This window comes from Polynucleobacter hallstattensis (assembly GCF_018881835.1).
GTDB classification, from domain to species: Bacteria; Pseudomonadota; Gammaproteobacteria; order Burkholderiales; family Burkholderiaceae; genus Polynucleobacter; species Polynucleobacter hallstattensis.
The window spans coordinates 315,341-332,345 of the sequence record NZ_JACVPO010000002.1 but is presented as its reverse complement, the minus strand read 5'-3'; the positions used below and the strand labels follow the sequence as shown (position 1 = coordinate 332,345).

The following is a 17,005-nucleotide window of genomic DNA, read 5'->3' as shown; positions in this document are numbered from 1 at the left end:
GCAATTTGAGTATGGCAACCGTTCTCGTCTTTGATATTGAAACTATTCCCGATGTGGTAGGACTGCGTCGTCTCAATGACTATCCGGACACGCTGTCAGATAGTGAAGTGGCTACTAAAGCCATGGCTGAGCGAGCCGAGAAAACGGGTAGCGAATTTCTCCCGCTGTATTTGCAACGGATCTGTGCTATCTCTTGTGTCATTCGTAGAACCAGCAAAGATGGCTCACCTCAAATTAAGGTGGGCACGCTAGGCAGTGTGCAAGATGATGAGAAGGTGTTAATCCAGACCTTCTTTGAGCTGGTTGAAAAGTACACTCCCCAGTTGGTCTCATGGAACGGTAGCGGTTTTGATCTGCCAGTGCTGCACTACCGCGCATTAGCAAATCACGTTCAAGCACCGCGCTATTGGGAGATGGGCGAGAGCCAAGAAAATGATAGCCGTGAATTTAAGTGGAACAACTACATTAGTCGTTATCACATGCGCCATCTAGATCTGATGGATCTCTTGGCGAAATTCAATGGTCGCGCTAATGCACCTTTGGATGGCTTAGCAAAACTCTGTGGTTTCCCGGGCAAGATGGGAATGGATGGTAGCCAAGTATGGCCTGCGTATCAAGAGGGCAGAATTGATGAGATTCGTCGCTATTGCGAAACCGATGTGGTCAATACCTATCTGATGTATTGCCGCTTTCAGTTACTGCGTGGTGGTTTCTCATTAGAAGAATACAAAGAAGAAATTACTTTCGTTAAAGTCTATTTAGAGAAAGAGTCTAAAGAGCCACATGGCGAGCAGTGGCAAGAATATCTCTTAGGCTTTACTCCGGATGCGTAGAGGAGAAAAGCCAGTTCACATTATTGTGACTGAGCCAGTACGAGTTGATTCTCTTGATCTAGATGCGCAAGGGATTGCACGCTTGGCGCCCAATGAAGAGGAGGCCGCCCAAGGTCAAAGTGGCAAAGTCATCTTTATTCAAGGCGCTTTGCCAACTGAGCTAGTGACTTATGTCATTACGCGTGACAAAGCCCGCTTCAGTAAAGCTAAAGTTCTCGATATTCTCAAACCTGCCGTATTTAGAGCGGAGCCAAAGTGCAAAGCGTTTAGAGTGTGTGGCGGTTGCACTATGCAGCACTTGGATATTCGGGCGCAGGTGGCAATGAAGCAGCGCGTGCTGGAAGATGACTTAAAGCATATCGCCAAAGTAGCTCCTGAAGAAATTCTTCGACCGATGGGTGGCCCCGCATGGGAATATCGCCATCGCGCGCGCTTAAGTGCCGTCAATCGCTCGATTAAAAAAGGTACCGTGCTGATTGGCTTTCATGAAGGCAAGAGTGGCTATGTCGCTGATATGACTGCTTGCGAGATTTTGCCAAAGCATGTTTCCGATTTGTTGCCAGCAATGCGTCAGTTGGTCAATGGTTTATCCATTGTGGATCGCATGCCCCAAATCGAAATCGCTATAGGTGAGCCCGAGGATCCCAATTCAGACGATCCAAAAAAAGCAAAGCCCGTCACTGCCTTGGTATTCAGAAATCTCCTGCCACTAACGCCTGCAGATGAGCAATTACTCAGAGCCTTTGCTGATGAGCATGAAGTTTGGATTTGGCTGCAACCCAAAGGCATAGAAACTGTCGCACCGTTCTATCCGCTTACTGGCAAGCTGTGTTATCGCCTGCCTGAATTTGAAATCGAGATGCCCTTCAAACCGGCGGATTTCACGCAAGTCAATCACATGATGAATCGTGCATTGGTCAGTAGAGCGATTCGCCTCTTGGATGTTCAGACAAGTGATCGTGTGCTCGACTTATTTTGCGGCATTGGCAATTTCACCTTGCCGCTGGCAAGACGAGCAAATGCCGTCTTAGGTATTGAAGGCCTAGAAACCCTAACAACCAGAGCGAAAGCCAATGCGGAGCACAATCTGCTCGCAGACAAAGTGGGCTTTATGCAAAGTAATTTGTTTGAAGTGACGACAGAAACAATTGCCTCATGGAGTAAGGCTGAACGCTGGTTAATGGATCCGCCGCGCGAAGGTGCCATGGAGATATGCCAAGCCCTAGCCCAATTGCATGAGCAGGGCAGTGACCTGCCGCCGCAACGTATTGTCTATGTTTCCTGTAATCCCAAAACCCTTGCTAGAGATACAGATATTCTGTGCCATCAAGCAGGCTACACCCTCAAGAGTGCGGGTATCGTCAATATGTTCCCCCATACCTCCCATGTGGAATCTATGGCGGTATTTGATCTTGCTAGTGATTAAGGATACGAAGGTGGAAAGAGGGGTTGAGGAAAAGGGACGGCCAGAGAAATTTAAATTCTTTGTGCAACTAATTTGATGCCTAAAGCCCCAATAACCTTGTTAATGGTATCAAAACGGGGCTTAGCATTTGGTCTTAGCGCCTTATAAAGTGCCTCACGGGTAATGCCTGTGGTTTGGGCAATTTGGGCCATACCTTTGGCTCTGGCAATATCACCAAGAGCCTCCGCTAATAATGCATCATCACCTTCTTCAAGCACCTGGTTCAGGTATTCCGTTATCGCTTTATCACTATTTAAATAGCGCGCCATATCAAAGTTAGGCAGTTCATCGATCTTGGTTTTCTTTATCTCTTTAACGGCTTTCATGATTCCTCCAACGTTTTTAGCATTTTCTTGACTGCCTTAATATCTGCTGTTTGGCTTGATTTATCTCCGCCACCTAACATCACAATAATGACTTTTCCCTGCTTTATGTAATACATTCGCCATCCTGGGCCAAAATGCTCACGCATTTCACTTATTCCATCACCTACCGGCTCTATATCCCCCATGGTACCGTTCCGTACTTTTACTAGGCGTTTGGCTAGTCGGATTCTTGTCTTGAGATCACGAATGCTATCAAGCCAATCTTGGAATTCTGGTGTTTCTTTAACCGTGTACATATCATTTATTGTAATCGATCGAATACTAATTGCAAGGTTTTTTGGAAATGAGCGCTATCAAACCCCTAGGGCTTTAGGCAAAATTAATCACGTAACTAGGAGAGCTAGCAAACCCGCAGCAGTCTTTGATTGCGCGAGAATCTAGCATAAGTAATTAGGGTAAAAAGTTGGGGCAAAGAAAAAGGCACCCGCAGGTGCCTTTTCTATTGAAGCTGAACTAATTCTTAGTCTTTATTGCCACCCATAATGCCCAAGAGTGCGAGCAAGTTGGTGAAGACGTTATAGACATCCAAGTAAATAGCTAAAGTAGCCATGACGTAGTTGGTCTCACCACCGTTGATGATGCGCTGTACGTCAACCAAGATGAACGCTGAGAAGATCGCAATTGCGAGAACCATCACAGTGAGCATCAAAGCAGGTAGTTGCAACCAGATGTTGGCCAATGAAGCCACGATCAAGAGCAGTACACCTACCATCAACCACTTACCCATGCCTGAGAAGTCGCTCTTGCTCACAGTAGCAATGGATGCCATCACAGCAAAAATTGCCGCAGTGCCACCAAAGGCCAACATGATCAAGGTAGCGCCATTGCTGTAGCTATTCAGGGTGTAGCCCACTAAGCCGGACATCATGATGCCCATAAAGAAGGTGAAACCCAACAGCAACAGGACACCAGCACCAGTGTCTTTGTTTTTCTCAATCGCCCAGAAGAAGCCAAAAGCGATTGCCATAAAGACGATGAAGCCTAGAAAAGGACTACCCGCCATGAAGTTAAGCCCAAAAGCAACGCCGAGCCATGCGCCAATGACAGTAGGAACCATCGAAAGCGCCAAAAGGGCGTAAGTGTTGCGCAGTACGCGGTTGCGTACTTGAGGGGTGCTAATCGAGCCAGTTTGCCCAAAGCCGTAAGAGTTTAGATCGCTCATATTGACTCCTTTTTTCAAAGTAAAAACATAAGTCCACAAGGGACTGTTGACAGTAAGTATAGACAAAATAGGGTAATTTCAAGTCCCCCATGAAAAGAACTACAAATTGAAGGGTTATGCCCTGTAAATTCAAGGGCTTAGCCACGCTCAGATCAGGGTAAATACGGTCAGCCGATGTATAATTTGGGGGTCGCCGAAATCCTGGCGCGTTGTAGGAAGCGGGGGAGAAGTTCTCTCTGGACCTAATTTCGCGCCAATTTGGCAAAATCTTTGAAATCACTATTGGAGTTTTACATGGCTATCGAACGCACCCTTTCTATTATCAAACCTGACGCAGTAGCAAAAAACGTGATCGGCAAGATCTATGACCGTTTCGAGTCAGCTGGTTTGAAGATTGTTGCGTCCAGAATGGCGCATTTATCCCAAGCTGAAGCTGAGCAGTTCTACGCTGTTCATTCTGCACGCCCTTTCTTTAAAGATTTGGTGAGCTTCATGATTTCTGGTCCTGTAATGATTCAGGTATTGGAAGGCGAAGGCGCCATTGCTAAGAACCGTGACTTGATGGGCGCTACCGATCCTAAGAAGGCAGATAAAGGCACTATCCGTGCTGATTTTGCTGACAGCATCGACGCAAACGCGGTTCACGGCTCTGATGCTCCTGAAACTGCTGCTGTCGAAGTTGCATTCTTCTTCGCTGGCATGAATGTTTTCAATCGTTAATTCACGATTGCTAACAAATAAGCTATTTAATACATAAGTAGTCGCATTGACCTCCCCGCGCGTAAATCTCTTAGATTTTGACGCTGACCAAATGGCAGCGTATGTCGCGGGGTTAAATGAAAAGCCCTTCAGGGCGAAGCAACTCATGCAGTGGATACATCAACGGGGTGTGTCCAACATTAACGATATGAGTGATCTAGCAAAAAGCTTTAGAGCGACATTGCTCGATAAAGCGGAAGTTCTCTCACTTCCAATTATGAAAGATGAGCATGCAGCCGATGGCACACGCAAGTGGTTGCTTGATGTTGGTGCTGGAAATGCTGTCGAGTCTGTATTTATTCCTGAAGATGATCGGGGCACCTTATGTATTTCATCTCAGGCTGGTTGTGCAGTCAATTGCCGTTTTTGCTCAACGGGGCATCAAGGCTTCTCCCGTAATCTCACCGCTGGTGAGATCATTGGCCAACTCTGGTTTGCTGAGCATTTACTCCGCACAGATCCAAATGCAGTGTGCCGTATTGAGAAATACCCAACTCCAGGATGGGAACATACAGGTCGTGTGATTTCGAATGTGGTCCTGATGGGTATGGGTGAGCCATTACTCAACTATGACAACGTGGTGACTGCTTTACGTTTAATGCTTGATGACAGAGCCTATGGTTTATCACGCCGTCGTGTGACTCTCTCTACCTCTGGCGTAGTACCGATGATGGATCGCTTGGCACAAGATTGCCCAGTCGCATTGGCGGTGTCATTGCATGCACCAAACGATAAGTTACGCGATCAACTCGTTCCGCTTAATCAAAAATATCCCTTAAGAGAATTGCTTGCTGCGTGCGAACGGTATCTACCTTTTGCCCCAAGAGACTTCTTAACCTTTGAATACTGCATGCTCGATGGCGTCAATGACTCGGACATTCAGGCTAAAGAACTAGTGCGTTTATTGGCTAACATCAAGTGCAAAATCAATTTGATTCCATTTAATCCATTCCCAGAGTCTGGATTAAAGCGCTCATCAGCGCAGCGTGTTCATGCCTTCGCCAGCATTTTGCTAGACGCGGGTATGGTGGCCACAGTACGAAAAACCCGTGGCGATGATATTGCTGCAGCTTGTGGTCAATTGGCTGGTGATGTGGTTGACCGCACTAGAGTGCGCGAGCGTGCTGTGCATGACCAACAGATTAATTTGGATCAAGATGATGCTGCTGATAGTCTTGATGATGAAGAAGAGCCAGAGTACCAAGCTGAACGCCCAGTGCAATGGCTTAAAAGATTAGACGACTAATTTCATAAAAAAGAGTCCTATGAGTGATACCTCTAACAATCCTCCAAAGCTGCCATTAGGTCCATCGCCAAAGCGGGAAACACGTCAGGCAACGGTTGCCTGGAAAACCAACATCATTACGATTGGCGGCAATGCACCAGTGCGCGTGCAATCGATGACCAATACCGATACTGCTGATGCAGTCGGTACTGCTATACAGATTAAAGAGTTGGCTCGTGCTGGTTCAGAGATGGTGCGCATTACTGTCGATACGCCAGCTGCAGCTGCAGCAGTTCCTTATATTCGTGAGCAGTTAGACAAGATGGATGTCTTAGTGCCATTGATCGGTGACTTCCACTACAACGGTCATACCCTATTAAAAGACTACCCCGAGTGTGCCAAGGCTTTATCGAAGTATCGAATCAATCCCGGTAATGTAGGTAAGGGTGCTAAACGTGATCCGCAATTTGCGCAAATGATTGAAGCAGCTTGTACATACGATAAGCCGATTCGGATTGGCGTGAACTGGGGTAGCTTGGATCAAGACTTGCTAGCTAGCATCATGGATGCTAATGCAGCGCTGCCAGTTCCCAAGACTGCGCAAGAAGTCATGATTGAAGCGTTGATTCAGTCAGCTTTGCAGTCCGCTGAAAAAGCGGTGGAGTTTGGCATGAATCCAAATCAAATTATTTTGTCTTGCAAAGTTAGCAACGTACAAGACTTAGTCGCGGTATATCGTGATCTCGCCAATCGCTCTGATTACCCATTGCACTTAGGGTTAACCGAGGCAGGTATGGGAAGCAAAGGAATTGTTTCTTCAACTGCGGCATTAGGTATCTTGTTACAAGAGGGTATTGGCGACACCATTCGAGTGTCTTTAACACCTGACCCAGGTGCGCCACGAGAGAATGAAATCATTGTGGCTCAAGAGATTTTGCAAACCATGGGATTACGTAATTTCACACCCATGGTGATTGCCTGTCCGGGCTGTGGCAGAACAACCAGTACCACCTTTCAAGAATTGGCTGCCAACATTCAGTCCTACCTGCGTCAGCAAATGCCGGTATGGAAAAAAACCCATCCGGGTGTTGAGGCAATGAATGTCGCTGTGATGGGTTGTATTGTCAATGGCCCAGGTGAGAGTAAGCATGCCAATATTGGTATCTCATTGCCGGGTACTGGCGAGACTCCTGCTGCACCGGTATTCGTGGATGGCATCAAAGTCAAAACTTTGCGTGGCGAAAATATTGCTCAAGAGTTTCAGGTCATTGTCGATGAGTACGTTCAAAAAAATTACGCTCCGAAGTAAAAGTAAGCCAAAAAACCAAAGCCAAAACTATAGCAACAACATACAACAATAATAAAAAAGAAACTGAGCAAAGCACATCATGACTGAACAGGCAAACCCAGCTAAAGCGCAAAAGATTCAGAAAATTAATGGCGTACGCGGCATGAATGATCTCTTGCCAGCAGATGCTGCGCAGTGGACACATTTAGAACATGTTCTGCGTGATCTCACGCGTGCCTACGGTTATGAATTCTTACGCACTCCGATTGTCGAGGCGACTGCAGTATTTCAACGCGGGATTGGTGAAGTAACCGACATTGTTGAAAAAGAGATGTATTCCTTTGAAGACCGCCTGAATGGTGAGCAGCTCACATTGCGTCCAGAGGGCACTGCTGCTGTAGTTCGCTCCGTGGTTGAAAACAATTTACTGTACGAAGGACCAAAGCGTCTGTGGTACACCGGACCGATGTTCCGCCATGAGCGCCCACAACGTGGCCGCTATCGTCAGTTCCATCAATTTGGTATTGAAGCGATGGGTTTTGCTGGCCCAGATATCGATGCCGAAATCATTTTGATGGGTCAACGCCTGTGGGATGAGCTCGGACTGAAGGGTGTGCGTTTAGAGATTAATTCCTTAGGGCAAGCTCCTGAGCGTGCTGAGCATCGCGCTGCCTTGGTAACGTACTTCGAGAAAAGCAAAGATCAACTCGATGAAGATTCACAGCGTCGTTTATTAACGAACCCATTACGCATCTTGGATTCTAAGAACCCAGCAATGCAAGATTTGATTGAAGGCGCACCCAAGTTATTGGATTTCTTGGGCGAAGAATCGCTCAAGCATTTTGATGCCGTACAAGCATTACTCAAGGCAAACAATTTTCCTTGTAAGATCAACCCCCGTTTAGTGCGTGGTTTAGATTATTACAACCTGACTGTTTTTGAGTGGATTACCGAAGAGTTGGGAGCTCAAGGCACGATTGCCGGTGGTGGTCGCTATGACCCTTTGATTGAGCGCATGGGTGGTAAAGCTGCTCCAGCCTGCGGTTGGGCAATGGGCATGGAACGTGTCTTGGAGCTTATGAAGGTTTCTGGATCTTTACCGGAAGCGCCGGCTCAATGCGATGCTTTTGTTATTCACCAAGGAGGTGAGACTTTAACTTCCGCCATGATCATTGCTGAGCGCCTACGTAATGCGGGTATTGATGCCATCCTCTTTTGCCCTCCTGATGGCCAGGCTGCTAGCTTTAAGTCACAAATGAAGAAGGCGGATGCGAGTGGGGCAGCCTATGCTGTCATCATTGGACCGGATGAATTGGCTCGGAATGAGGCTCAACTGAAAGATTTACGTAGCACTGGTGAGCAGAAAGCGGTAGCCCTAGACAGCGTTGTAGAAGCGGTAATTGACGCCATCGTTGGTGCCACCGAATAGAATGAAGAGATTGATTATTAATACTGTATTTACTTGCTTGGATTGACATGCCTTTAGACCTAGAAGAACAAGAACAATTAGATCAACTTAAAGCATTTTGGCTAAAGTATCGCAACCTGATCACTGGCGTGGTGACAGCTGCTTTATTTGCCTATGCAGGATATAACGGATATCAATGGTGGCTCACTAGCCAGGCTACAGCGGCATCCCAGTTATACGAGACCATGGTTACCGCGATCAACAAGGGCGATAAAGATCAAACTTTACGTGCTGCGGATGATTTGCAAAAACAGTTCTCTAGTACGCCCTATGCTGCAATGTCTAGTTTAGTGGCTGCAAAAATTGCATCAGATGCGGGCGACTCGGCAAAGGCGATGGATTATTTGCGCTGGGCTACCAAGAATGCCTCTGATCAGGGATATTTAGCCTTAGCTAAATTACGCCTAACAGCGCAATTAATTGAGCTTGGTACAGAAAAAGATTTTGTAGAAGCAGATGCGATTCTGAAAGAAAAACCTATCTCCGGTTTCGAGGCCTTGTGGTCAGAGCGCCGCGGCGATTGGTATCTAGCTCAAAAGAATACGGCTGAAGCACGCAAGAGCTATGAGGCTGCATGGAAGCAGTTAAATGATTCAAAAGAATTCCCTGAAGAGGCGCGTCGTCTCTTGAAAGTCAAATTGGATGCGGTCGGAGGAGTAGCTCAGTGATGATGGATTGCAAACGCGTAGCAAAACTAGCAAGTACAGCTTTAGTACTGGGCTCTGTGGTAGCAGCCCTAGTAGCTTGTTCAGGCGGCTCGCGTGTACGCAAGCCTGCGGAGTTAGTTCCCGTTAGCAATCAATTTGACTTTGCTCCCGTATGGACAGCCAGCGTAGGTTCATCTGAGCCATTTAATTTTCATCCTGCAGTGGCGGGTGATGCCGTTTATGCTGCCTCTCATCGCGGCAATCTCGCCAAGATTGATTTACGCACTGGTCAAAAAGTATGGGAAGTATCTGTACCAGATCGCCTATCGATTGGGCCTGGGTCGGACGGTCGCACTACTGCAGTAGTCACCACCAAAGGAACGGTCTATGCCTACGACGATACTGGTAAGGCCATTTGGAATGTGAGCGTTGGCAGCGAGGTCCTATCAGAGCCGGTGGTTGCTGGCGGTATAGTCATTATTCGAGCTTTGGATAATCGCTTTATCGGTTTTGATGCTCAGACCGGTGTGCGCAAGTGGAATTATCAGCGCCAACAATCCGCTCTGTCATTGCGCGTTGGTTACGGCATGCTCGCCATTGGTAATGAAGTGATTGTGACTGGGTTTTCTGGTGGTCGCTTTGGCATGATTGCGATTGCGAATGGCGGTCTGGTTTGGGAAACCCCGGTTTCATTTCCAAAGGGATTTTCTGAAATTGAGCGCCTTAATGATGTGACAGCTAAGCCGAGCATGGAAGGCGAAATCATTTGCGCAGTCTCTTATCAGGGCCGTATAGGTTGTGGTCAAGCGCGTACCGGTAATTTGCTGTGGTTCAAAGATTACTCAAGCTATACCGGCACAGCGCAAAGTCCGGATTTGGTTTTCTCCTCAAATGAGAAATCGCATGTTACCGCCTTTGCCGTAAAGGACGGTTCACAATTTTGGGAAAATACGCAACTGACATTTAGAGATGTCGGCGAGCCAATGGCAGTTGGCAAGGTCTTACTCCTTGGTGATGCACAAGGTTATGTGCATGCACTCTCACAAGCAAATGGTGAAATGCTGGCACGCATTCGTCATGACAGTAGTCCCATCACAGCCGCACCGATTGCGGTAAACGGCCTCATCTTGGTTCAGTCTCAAGGTGGAAAACTAGCGGCGTACAGTCCAAAATGAATCCAGTTATTACTATTGTCGGTCGTCCTAACGTTGGCAAATCGACACTCTTTAATCGCTTAACGCGTTCACGAGATGCATTGGTTGCAGACTTTTCGGGTCTAACCCGCGACCGTCACTACGGTAAAGGTCGCATTGGCGAACGTGCATTTATTTGTGTAGATACCGGTGGTTTTGAGCCTGTAGCGAAGACTGGCATTGTGGCCGAGATGGCCAAGCAAACCAAGCAAGCTGTTGCAGAGTCCGACATCATCATTTTCTTGGTGGATGGCCGTTTGGGTATGGCTCCACAAGATCGCGTGATTGCGGATTTCTTGCGCAAGACGGGTAGACCGATCATCCTGGCGGTCAATAAGACTGAAGGTATGCAGTCTGGTGTGGTCACCGCAGACTTTCATGAACTGGGCTTAGGTGAGCCGTTCCCGATTTCATCTGCGCACGGTGATGGTGTACGTGGTTTGATTGATGATGCTTTGGATTCTTTAGGCATACCAGAGCCAGAGCCAGAAGAGCAAGAAAACGATCCAAATCGCCCAATGAAGATTGCGGTAGTGGGTCGTCCTAACGTGGGTAAATCTACCCTGATCAATAAATTGATCGGTGAAGAGCGTGTGATTGCATTTGATATGCCAGGCACAACGCGCGATGCAATTGAGGTGCCCTTTGAGCGCAATGGTAAGCCTTATATCCTGGTAGATACCGCAGGTCTGCGCCGTCGTGGAAAAGTATTTGAAGCGATTGAGAAGTTCTCAGTGGTCAAAACATTGCAGGCGATTGCGGACTGCAATGTAGTGATTCTGATGCTAGATGCCCAACAAGATATTTCTGAGCAAGACGCCCATATCGCTGGGTTTATTGTGGAGGCAGGACGTGCATTAGTAGTCGCCGTGAATAAGTGGGACGGTCTTGATTCTTACGTCAAAGAGCGTGCGCGTTTAGAGATCGCTCAAAAATTACGCTTCCTCGATTTTGCAAACGTACATCCGATTTCTGCCAAGAAGGGCACTGGTCTCAAAGAGCTATTTAAAGACGTTGATCTCGCTTATGCCGCAGCCATGGCGAAATTGCCAACCCCGAAACTTACCCGTATTTTGCAAGATGCTATTGAGCACCAGCAACCTAAGCGTGTGGGCATGGGTCGTCCAAAATTGCGCTATGCCCACCAAGGCGGTATGAATCCCCCCATTGTGGTGATTCATGGAACATCCTTGAGTGGTGTAACCGACAGCTATAAGCGCTATCTTGAAGGTCGCTTCAGAGAGGTCTTTAAGTTAACAGGCACCCCATTACGTATTCAGATGAATACCGCTAAAAACCCCTATGTTGATGCGGACAAGGGTAAAAAAGGTAAAAAGAAGTAAAAAAGTAAAAATAGCGCTACAGTTTTAATTGTGTTTTAAGTGGGGGGGACTTGTTTTTTGAATGTCAGACCCCTTATGTTGGTGACATGTAGTTGTTTTAGCATTACCTAGTAGTTGAATAGTAGATAAAAAAAGCAAGACTCCCAAAATAGCAGCAAATAAAAACCATTAAGGAGCAGTATGAACAACAGCAAAACCCAATTACTTCAGGATCCTTTCCTCAATGCCCTGCGCAAAGAGCATGTGCCTGTCTCCATCTATCTGGTTAATGGCATTAAATTGCAAGGTAATATTGAATCGTTTGATCAATACGTGGTCCTCTTGCGTAATACCGTAACTCAGATGGTCTACAAACACGCTATTTCTACGATTGTTCCTGCTCGTGCAGTGGAGTTCCGCACGGAAGAAGCTAGCTCTGTTTAAAACGGGTGTAGATGCGGCGCGTGCCGTTCTGGTTGGAGTCAATACAGGCCGCGAAGATTTTGCGGACAGCATGGCAGAACTCAGCCTGCTCGCACAGAGTGCCGGCTCTATACCTATTACTAGTGTGATTGCCCGCAAGGGTAAAACCGATCCTGCTTTATTTATTGGTTCAGGCAAAGCAAACGAAGTTAAAAAAGCGATGGAAGAGCAAGGTGCTGAATTGGTCATCTTTAATCATCCGCTTTCCCCAACTCAGCAACGCAATTTAGAGCGCCATATTGGCTTTCATGTGATGGACCGTACGGGTCTGATTTTGGATATCTTTAGCCAAAGAGCACAAAGTCATATTGGTAAAACGCAGGTTGAGTTAGCCCAAGTTCGCTATCGCATGTCTAGATTAGTGCGTGCCTGGAGTCACTTGGAGCGGCAACGTGGTGGTATTGGTGTACGTGGCGGTCCTGGTGAAACCCAGATGGAATTAGATCGACGAATGCTCGCGACCAAGGCGAAGCGTCTAGAGCTGGAGTTGGAGAAGCTTCAGCGCCAGCAAAGAACCCAAAGAAGAGCCCGTAATCGCAAGGATGTCTTTTCAGTTTCCTTGGTGGGTTACACCAATGCTGGTAAATCCACCTTGTTTAATTCCCTTACAAAAGCAGGGACTTATGCGGCAGATCAGTTATTTGCAACCCTGGATACAACCTCCCGTAAAGTCCATTTAGACGGTGTGGGTTCAATAGTGGTTTCCGATACGGTAGGTTTCATCCGTGAGTTACCGCACCAGCTGGTGGAGGCGTTTAGGGCCACCTTGGATGAAACGATTCATGCAGATCTGATTTTGCATGTGATTGACGCCTGTAGCCCGGTCGCAAGGGAGCAAAAGGCCGAAGTAGAGGCTGTTTTACGGGAAATTGGGGCCGATGATATCCCCCGTATCGAGATCATGAACAAGATTGACCAGATGCCCCAGACCTTTACGGAAGGGGCTGTCCTAGTTCGCGATTCTGAGGGAATTCCGAGTCAGGTTTTCCTCTCCGCCAAGACTGGCCTAGGCCTTGATTTATTGCGTTCAGCCCTTGCTGAATGCTCTCAAATGACTGATAGAATAAGGGTCGAGCAGAATCGCGCCAAAGTTCAAATGGACCCAGACGAGTTTTTAGCTCCTTTACCAGAACGACCAGAAACTTCCGAATTTAATCCGATGCCTAACCGTAAGTACTCACCAAACGATGCGTAAATTTCTCGAACTATTTTCGGTCAATGATCCAGGCTGGGGCAATAGTCACCCAGGTAACGGATCTAAGGACGCCAAAGAAGGTCAAGGTTCCGAACAGGCTCCTAAAGTAGATCCTGCTAATCCAGGGTCGGATAAGCCTGTTGAAACCCAACCTCAAAATCAGCCTGCACGACCAAATGGTCCTCCAGACTTAGATGAGTTGTGGCGCGACTTTAATGACCGCCTGAGCGGTATTTTTGGTGGCAAGAAAAAGCCAGGTTCCACATCAAGCGCGCCAGCAAAGAAGCCGAACAGTACAGATATTCCTCCACCATCCCAGCGTGGTAATGGCGGTGGCAATGGTGGCGGTGGTGGCTTCAATGCCCCCAACTTTAATTTCACCAACCCCTTTGGATCCAAGATCACGGTGATCATGGCTGCAGGCGGTGTTGTGTTGTTGTGGATTTTTAGTGGTTTCTACATTATTCAAGAAGGCCAATCGGGCGTGGTTACCACTTTTGGTAAGTATGCTTACACCGCAGGCCCTGGTATTAACTGGCGCATGCCTTGGCCTGTTCAGACCGAGCAAATTGTCAACGTCTCCGGGGTACGCTCGGTCGAGGTTGGTCGTTCTATTTTGATTAAAGCAACCAATCAAAAAGACACTTCTATGCTCACTGAAGATGAAAACATCATTGATGTGCGTTTTGCAGTTCAGTACCGTTTAAAAGATCCAACCGATTATTTATTTAACAATCGCGATCCCGATACCACTGTGGTGCAAGCTGCAGAAACTGCAGTACGTGAAATTGTGGCACGTAGCAAAATGGATACCGTTTTGTACGAAGGCCGTGAAAAGATTGCGATTGATTTAGCTGGCTCAATACAGAAAATTTTAGATAGCTATAAAACTGGTATTTATGTAACGAGCGTGACTGTTCAAAACGTTCAGCCACCTGAGCAAGTGCAAGCTTCATTTGATGATGCTGTTAAAGCTGGCCAAGATCAGGAGCGTCTCAAGAGTGAAGGTCAGGCATATGCGAACGACATCATTCCACGTGCAAAAGGTACGGCTGATCGACTGATTCAAGAGGCTGAAGGGTATAAGTCTAGGGTGGTTGCAACCGCAGAGGGTGATGCAAATCGCTTTAAGCAAGTCCAGACCGAATATGCAAAAGCACCTGGCGTGACTCGTGATCGTATGTACATTGATAGCATGCGCGAGATGTATAACAACGTATCTAAAGTGCTGGTAGACACCACCAAGAGCAATAGCATGCTGTATTTACCTCTCGATAAAATCATTGCTCAAGTCAGTGCAGAAAGCACACAAGTTGCTACTGGTCAGGCGCCAAGCTCAACGCCTACTGGGTCTGTGACAGTAGGAGGTGCGACAGGTAATCCAGCAGCTCCATTTAGTAACAATACAGCTAGCCCAAGCCCCAGCAATACCTCAGGCATTGGTGCTCCCGAAAAACGCGACGGCCTGAGAAACCGTGACAGAGGGGATGCAAGATAATGAATGCAAATCGTCTCTTAGCCGCCATTGCTGGCCTGATTGGTCTTTTCTATATTTTGACTTCAAGTATCTTTGTAGTCGATCAGCGTAACTATGCTGTGGTGTTTTCATTTGGGCAGATTGTGCGCGTGATTGAGCAGCCTGGCTTACAAGTGAAGCTCCCAGCGCCTTTTGAAAACGTACGCTTCTTTGATCGTCGTATTTTGACTATTGATACTCCGGAAGCGGAACGCTTTATTACTTCTGAAAAGAAAAATCTCTTGGTAGATTCGTATGTCAAGTGGCGTATTGTTGATCCCCGTAAGTTTTTTGTCAGCTTTAAGGGTGATGAACGTTTGGCACAAGATCGCTTAACCCAGTTAGTGCGCTCTGCCTTGAATGAAGAGTTCACTAAACGCACAGTCAGAGAGATCATTTCAGATCAACGTGAGCAAGTGATGCAGGGTATACGCAAAAAGGTAGCTGATGATGCTGCTGATATTGGCGTTGAAATCGTTGACGTTCGTCTCAAGCGGGTAGATCTATTAGCTGAAATTAGTGACTCCGTTTACAGGCGGATGGAAGCAGAGCGTAAACGCGTTGCCAATGAGCTACGCTCTACAGGTGCTGCAGAGTCAGACAAGATTCGAGCCAATGCAGAGCGTCAGCGTGATACGATTTTAGCGGAAGCCTATCGTGAAGCGCAGAAAATTAAAGGTTCTGGTGATGCCAAAGCTACTGCCTTATACGCTGATGCATTTGGACGCGACCCTCAGTTTGCGCAGTTCTATCAGAGTCTTCAGGCTTACCGAAGTTCCTTTAAAGATAAGAGGGATGTGATGGTGGTTGAACCTAATGGCGAGTTCTTCAAATTCATGAACAAAAAAAATTAAGAGTCAATATTTCAAATCATGAATCGCTGGTTACTTCCTGAAGATATTGCTGATGTTTTACCAGCCGAGGCTCGTAAGGTTGAGACTCTGCGTCGCGCTATTCTGGATTTGTATCAGTCTTACGGTTATGAACTAGTTACTCCTCCCATATTGGAGTTCTTAGATTCTTTACTCACTGGCACCGGTTCAGATCTGAATCTACAAACATTTAAGTTGGTTGATCAGTTGTCTGGCCGCACATTAGGCCTGCGTGCTGATATGACTCCGCAAGTTGCTCGTATTGATGCGCACTTACTGAATCGTAAAGGTGTAACCCGTCTTTGTTACGCTGGATCTGTTGCCCATGCTCGTACGCCAGTAGGCAGCTCTGCTCGTGAAGAATTACAACTTGGCGCAGAGATTTATGGATGCGCTACTTGGGAAGCGGATTTCGAGGCAGTTTCTTTACTGCTAGAAACTTTGCGTGTGGCTGGACTAAATAAGGTGTACCTTGATCTTTCGCATGCGGGCGTGCTTGAGGGAATTTTGGATGGGCAAGTTAAAGAGAAGGGTGAAATTGAGGTCCTGTATAGCTTGTTACAGAGCAAGGATCGACCACGTTTGGCTATTTGGGCTAAATCACTGCCAGCAAAATCTGCGCAAGCCCTAATGTCTCTTGCTGAATTAAATGGTCCCTGTGCTCAAGTATTAGCTGGCGCTAGAAAGTCTTTGCCGAAACATCCATTGATTGATGAGGCCTTGGATCAATTAGAAAATTTAGCTGCAGCAACTGATGCACTGCCAGGCAATGTTGAACTCAGTATCGATTTGGCGGATTTGCGTGGGTATCAATATCACAGCGGTGTGATGTTCGCAGCTTATGTTGATCAGTTGCCTCAGCCGATCGCTAGAGGTGGTAGATATGATCATGTTGGCCAAGCATTTGGACGCTCCCGTCCAGCTACTGGCTTTTCAATGGATCTATTGACCTTGGCTAACCTTGCGCCTCTAGCGCAAAGAAAGTCCGCTATCGTAGCGCCTTGGACTTTGGAGGCTGGCCTAGCTAGTAAAATTGCCGAGTTACGCGCTGCAGGTGAAGTGGTCATCCAAGCACTTGGTGGCGATGATGTAGAAACGGCTGAATATCATTGTGACCGTGAGCTAGTTCGTCAAGATAGTTCATGGGTAGTAAAAAAGAAGTAAACACTTGATGAGCAACACACTAATTCT

Annotated in this window: 17 protein-coding genes; 14 read left to right on the top strand and 3 right to left on the bottom strand. The window is 47.1% G+C overall.

Features of this window, described 5'->3' with window-relative positions:
• Nucleotides 1–11: 11 nt before the first annotated feature.
• Both ICN26_RS08110 and rlmD read left to right on the top strand, forming a co-directional pair.
• The gene (locus tag ICN26_RS08110) at nucleotides 12–833 is read left to right on the top strand and encodes a 3'-5' exonuclease (RefSeq protein WP_216267952.1); all 822 of its coding nucleotides are present in this window, start codon (nucleotides 12–14) and stop codon (nucleotides 831–833) included.
• Nucleotides 826–2,259, top strand: coding sequence for a 23S rRNA (uracil(1939)-C(5))-methyltransferase RlmD (gene rlmD / locus ICN26_RS08105; RefSeq protein ID WP_216267951.1), 1,434 nt, complete (start codon nucleotides 826–828; stop codon nucleotides 2,257–2,259). The genes ICN26_RS08110 and rlmD overlap by 8 nt, the downstream gene beginning before the upstream one ends.
• A 50-nt stretch (nucleotides 2,260–2,309) precedes the next feature.
• Here the strand turns inward: rlmD and ICN26_RS08100 are convergent, their stop codons facing one another.
• The 3 genes from ICN26_RS08100 to ICN26_RS08090 all read right to left on the bottom strand — a co-directional run bounded on the left by ICN26_RS08100 (nucleotide 2,310) and on the right by ICN26_RS08090 (nucleotide 3,846).
• A complete protein-coding gene (locus tag ICN26_RS08100) occupies nucleotides 2,310–2,624 on the bottom strand; it encodes an addiction module antidote protein (protein WP_046330294.1) in 315 nt (104 codons plus the stop codon).
• Nucleotides 2,621–2,920, bottom strand: coding sequence for a type II toxin-antitoxin system RelE/ParE family toxin (locus ICN26_RS08095; protein WP_216267950.1), 300 nt, complete (start codon nucleotides 2,918–2,920; stop codon nucleotides 2,621–2,623). The genes ICN26_RS08100 and ICN26_RS08095 overlap by 4 nt, the downstream gene beginning before the upstream one ends.
• Nucleotides 2,921–3,144: 224 nt before the next feature.
• Entirely contained in the window at nucleotides 3,145–3,846 is a 702-nt protein-coding gene (locus ICN26_RS08090; RefSeq protein WP_216267949.1) for a Bax inhibitor-1 family protein, read from the bottom strand.
• 294 nt (nucleotides 3,847–4,140) lie between these two features.
• Here ICN26_RS08090 and ndk point away from each other — a divergent pair, with 294 nt between their 5' ends.
• The 12 genes from ndk to ICN26_RS08030 all read left to right on the top strand — a co-directional run bounded on the left by ndk (nucleotide 4,141) and on the right by ICN26_RS08030 (nucleotide 16,978).
• Nucleotides 4,141–4,566: a nucleoside-diphosphate kinase gene (ndk, locus tag ICN26_RS08085; protein WP_215307408.1), complete on the top strand. Its 426-nt coding sequence runs from the start codon at nucleotides 4,141–4,143 to the stop codon at nucleotides 4,564–4,566.
• 91 nt (nucleotides 4,567–4,657) lie between these two features.
• Nucleotides 4,658–5,851, top strand: a complete 1,194-nt coding sequence (rlmN, locus tag ICN26_RS08080; protein WP_439650740.1) for a dual-specificity RNA methyltransferase RlmN — start codon at nucleotides 4,658–4,660, stop codon at nucleotides 5,849–5,851.
• A 19-nt stretch (nucleotides 5,852–5,870) separates the two neighbouring features.
• Nucleotides 5,871–7,139, top strand: coding sequence for a flavodoxin-dependent (E)-4-hydroxy-3-methylbut-2-enyl-diphosphate synthase (gene ispG / locus ICN26_RS08075; RefSeq protein ID WP_216267947.1), 1,269 nt, complete (start codon nucleotides 5,871–5,873; stop codon nucleotides 7,137–7,139).
• Nucleotides 7,140–7,218: 79 nt separating this feature from the next.
• Nucleotides 7,219–8,547 carry a histidine--tRNA ligase gene (gene hisS, locus ICN26_RS08070; protein ID WP_216267946.1) on the top strand — a complete coding sequence of 443 codons (1,329 nt, stop codon included), beginning with the start codon at nucleotides 7,219–7,221 and terminating at the stop codon, nucleotides 8,545–8,547.
• A 47-nt stretch (nucleotides 8,548–8,594) separates the two neighbouring features.
• Complete coding sequence (locus ICN26_RS08065; RefSeq protein ID WP_216267945.1) at nucleotides 8,595–9,254, top strand: YfgM family protein; 660 nt, start codon at nucleotides 8,595–8,597, stop codon at nucleotides 9,252–9,254.
• Nucleotides 9,254–10,408, top strand: coding sequence for an outer membrane protein assembly factor BamB (gene bamB / locus ICN26_RS08060; protein WP_216267944.1), 1,155 nt, complete (start codon nucleotides 9,254–9,256; stop codon nucleotides 10,406–10,408). The genes ICN26_RS08065 and bamB overlap by 1 nt, the downstream gene beginning before the upstream one ends.
• The gene (der, locus tag ICN26_RS08055) at nucleotides 10,405–11,769 is read left to right on the top strand and encodes a ribosome biogenesis GTPase Der (RefSeq protein ID WP_215353845.1); all 1,365 of its coding nucleotides are present in this window, start codon (nucleotides 10,405–10,407) and stop codon (nucleotides 11,767–11,769) included. The genes bamB and der overlap by 4 nt, the downstream gene beginning before the upstream one ends.
• A 180-nt stretch (nucleotides 11,770–11,949) precedes the next feature.
• Entirely contained in the window at nucleotides 11,950–12,192 is a 243-nt protein-coding gene (gene hfq, locus ICN26_RS08050) for an RNA chaperone Hfq (RefSeq protein ID WP_046330286.1), read from the top strand.
• Nucleotides 12,152–13,426: a GTPase HflX gene (hflX, locus tag ICN26_RS08045; protein WP_369411815.1), complete on the top strand. Its 1,275-nt coding sequence runs from the start codon at nucleotides 12,152–12,154 to the stop codon at nucleotides 13,424–13,426. The genes hfq and hflX overlap by 41 nt, the downstream gene beginning before the upstream one ends.
• Nucleotides 13,419–14,924 carry an FtsH protease activity modulator HflK gene (gene hflK / locus ICN26_RS08040; protein ID WP_216267943.1) on the top strand — a complete coding sequence of 502 codons (1,506 nt, stop codon included), beginning with the start codon at nucleotides 13,419–13,421 and terminating at the stop codon, nucleotides 14,922–14,924. Before hflX ends, hflK begins: the two co-directional genes overlap by 8 nt.
• Complete coding sequence (gene hflC / locus ICN26_RS08035; protein ID WP_216267942.1) at nucleotides 14,924–15,796, top strand: protease modulator HflC; 873 nt, start codon at nucleotides 14,924–14,926, stop codon at nucleotides 15,794–15,796. Before hflK ends, hflC begins: the two co-directional genes overlap by 1 nt.
• A gap of 18 nt (nucleotides 15,797–15,814) precedes the next feature.
• Nucleotides 15,815–16,978, top strand: a complete 1,164-nt coding sequence (locus ICN26_RS08030) for an ATP phosphoribosyltransferase regulatory subunit (RefSeq protein ID WP_216267941.1) — start codon at nucleotides 15,815–15,817, stop codon at nucleotides 16,976–16,978.
• Nucleotides 16,979–17,005: the final 27 nt, after the last annotated feature.

What these genes read in the sequence shown, in the direction of transcription:
- ICN26_RS08110 (WP_216267952.1), top strand. Translation starts at nt 12, where the DNA reads ATGGCAACCGTTCTCGTCTTTGATATTGAAACTATTCCCGATGTGGTA.
- ispG (WP_216267947.1), top strand. Translation starts at nt 5,871, where the DNA reads ATGAGTGATACCTCTAACAATCCTCCAAAGCTGCCATTAGGTCCATCG.
- hflC (WP_216267942.1), top strand. Translation starts at nt 14,924, where the DNA reads ATGAATGCAAATCGTCTCTTAGCCGCCATTGCTGGCCTGATTGGTCTT.
- ICN26_RS08090 (WP_216267949.1), bottom strand. Translation starts at nt 3,846, where the DNA reads ATGAGCGATCTAAACTCTTACGGCTTTGGGCAAACTGGCTCGATTAGC.
- ICN26_RS08095 (WP_216267950.1), bottom strand. Translation starts at nt 2,920, where the DNA reads ATGTACACGGTTAAAGAAACACCAGAATTCCAAGATTGGCTTGATAGC.
- ICN26_RS08100 (WP_046330294.1), bottom strand. Translation starts at nt 2,624, where the DNA reads ATGAAAGCCGTTAAAGAGATAAAGAAAACCAAGATCGATGAACTGCCT.
- hflK (WP_216267943.1), top strand. Translation starts at nt 13,419, where the DNA reads ATGCGTAAATTTCTCGAACTATTTTCGGTCAATGATCCAGGCTGGGGC.
- hfq (WP_046330286.1), top strand. Translation starts at nt 11,950, where the DNA reads ATGAACAACAGCAAAACCCAATTACTTCAGGATCCTTTCCTCAATGCC.
- ICN26_RS08065 (WP_216267945.1), top strand. Translation starts at nt 8,595, where the DNA reads ATGCCTTTAGACCTAGAAGAACAAGAACAATTAGATCAACTTAAAGCA.
- ndk (WP_215307408.1), top strand. Translation starts at nt 4,141, where the DNA reads ATGGCTATCGAACGCACCCTTTCTATTATCAAACCTGACGCAGTAGCA.
- rlmD (WP_216267951.1), top strand. Translation starts at nt 826, where the DNA reads ATGCGTAGAGGAGAAAAGCCAGTTCACATTATTGTGACTGAGCCAGTA.
- bamB (WP_216267944.1), top strand. Translation starts at nt 9,254, where the DNA reads ATGATGGATTGCAAACGCGTAGCAAAACTAGCAAGTACAGCTTTAGTA.
- rlmN (WP_439650740.1), top strand. Translation starts at nt 4,658, where the DNA reads ATGGCAGCGTATGTCGCGGGGTTAAATGAAAAGCCCTTCAGGGCGAAG.
- hisS (WP_216267946.1), top strand. Translation starts at nt 7,219, where the DNA reads ATGACTGAACAGGCAAACCCAGCTAAAGCGCAAAAGATTCAGAAAATT.
- der (WP_215353845.1), top strand. Translation starts at nt 10,405, where the DNA reads ATGAATCCAGTTATTACTATTGTCGGTCGTCCTAACGTTGGCAAATCG.
- ICN26_RS08030 (WP_216267941.1), top strand. Translation starts at nt 15,815, where the DNA reads ATGAATCGCTGGTTACTTCCTGAAGATATTGCTGATGTTTTACCAGCC.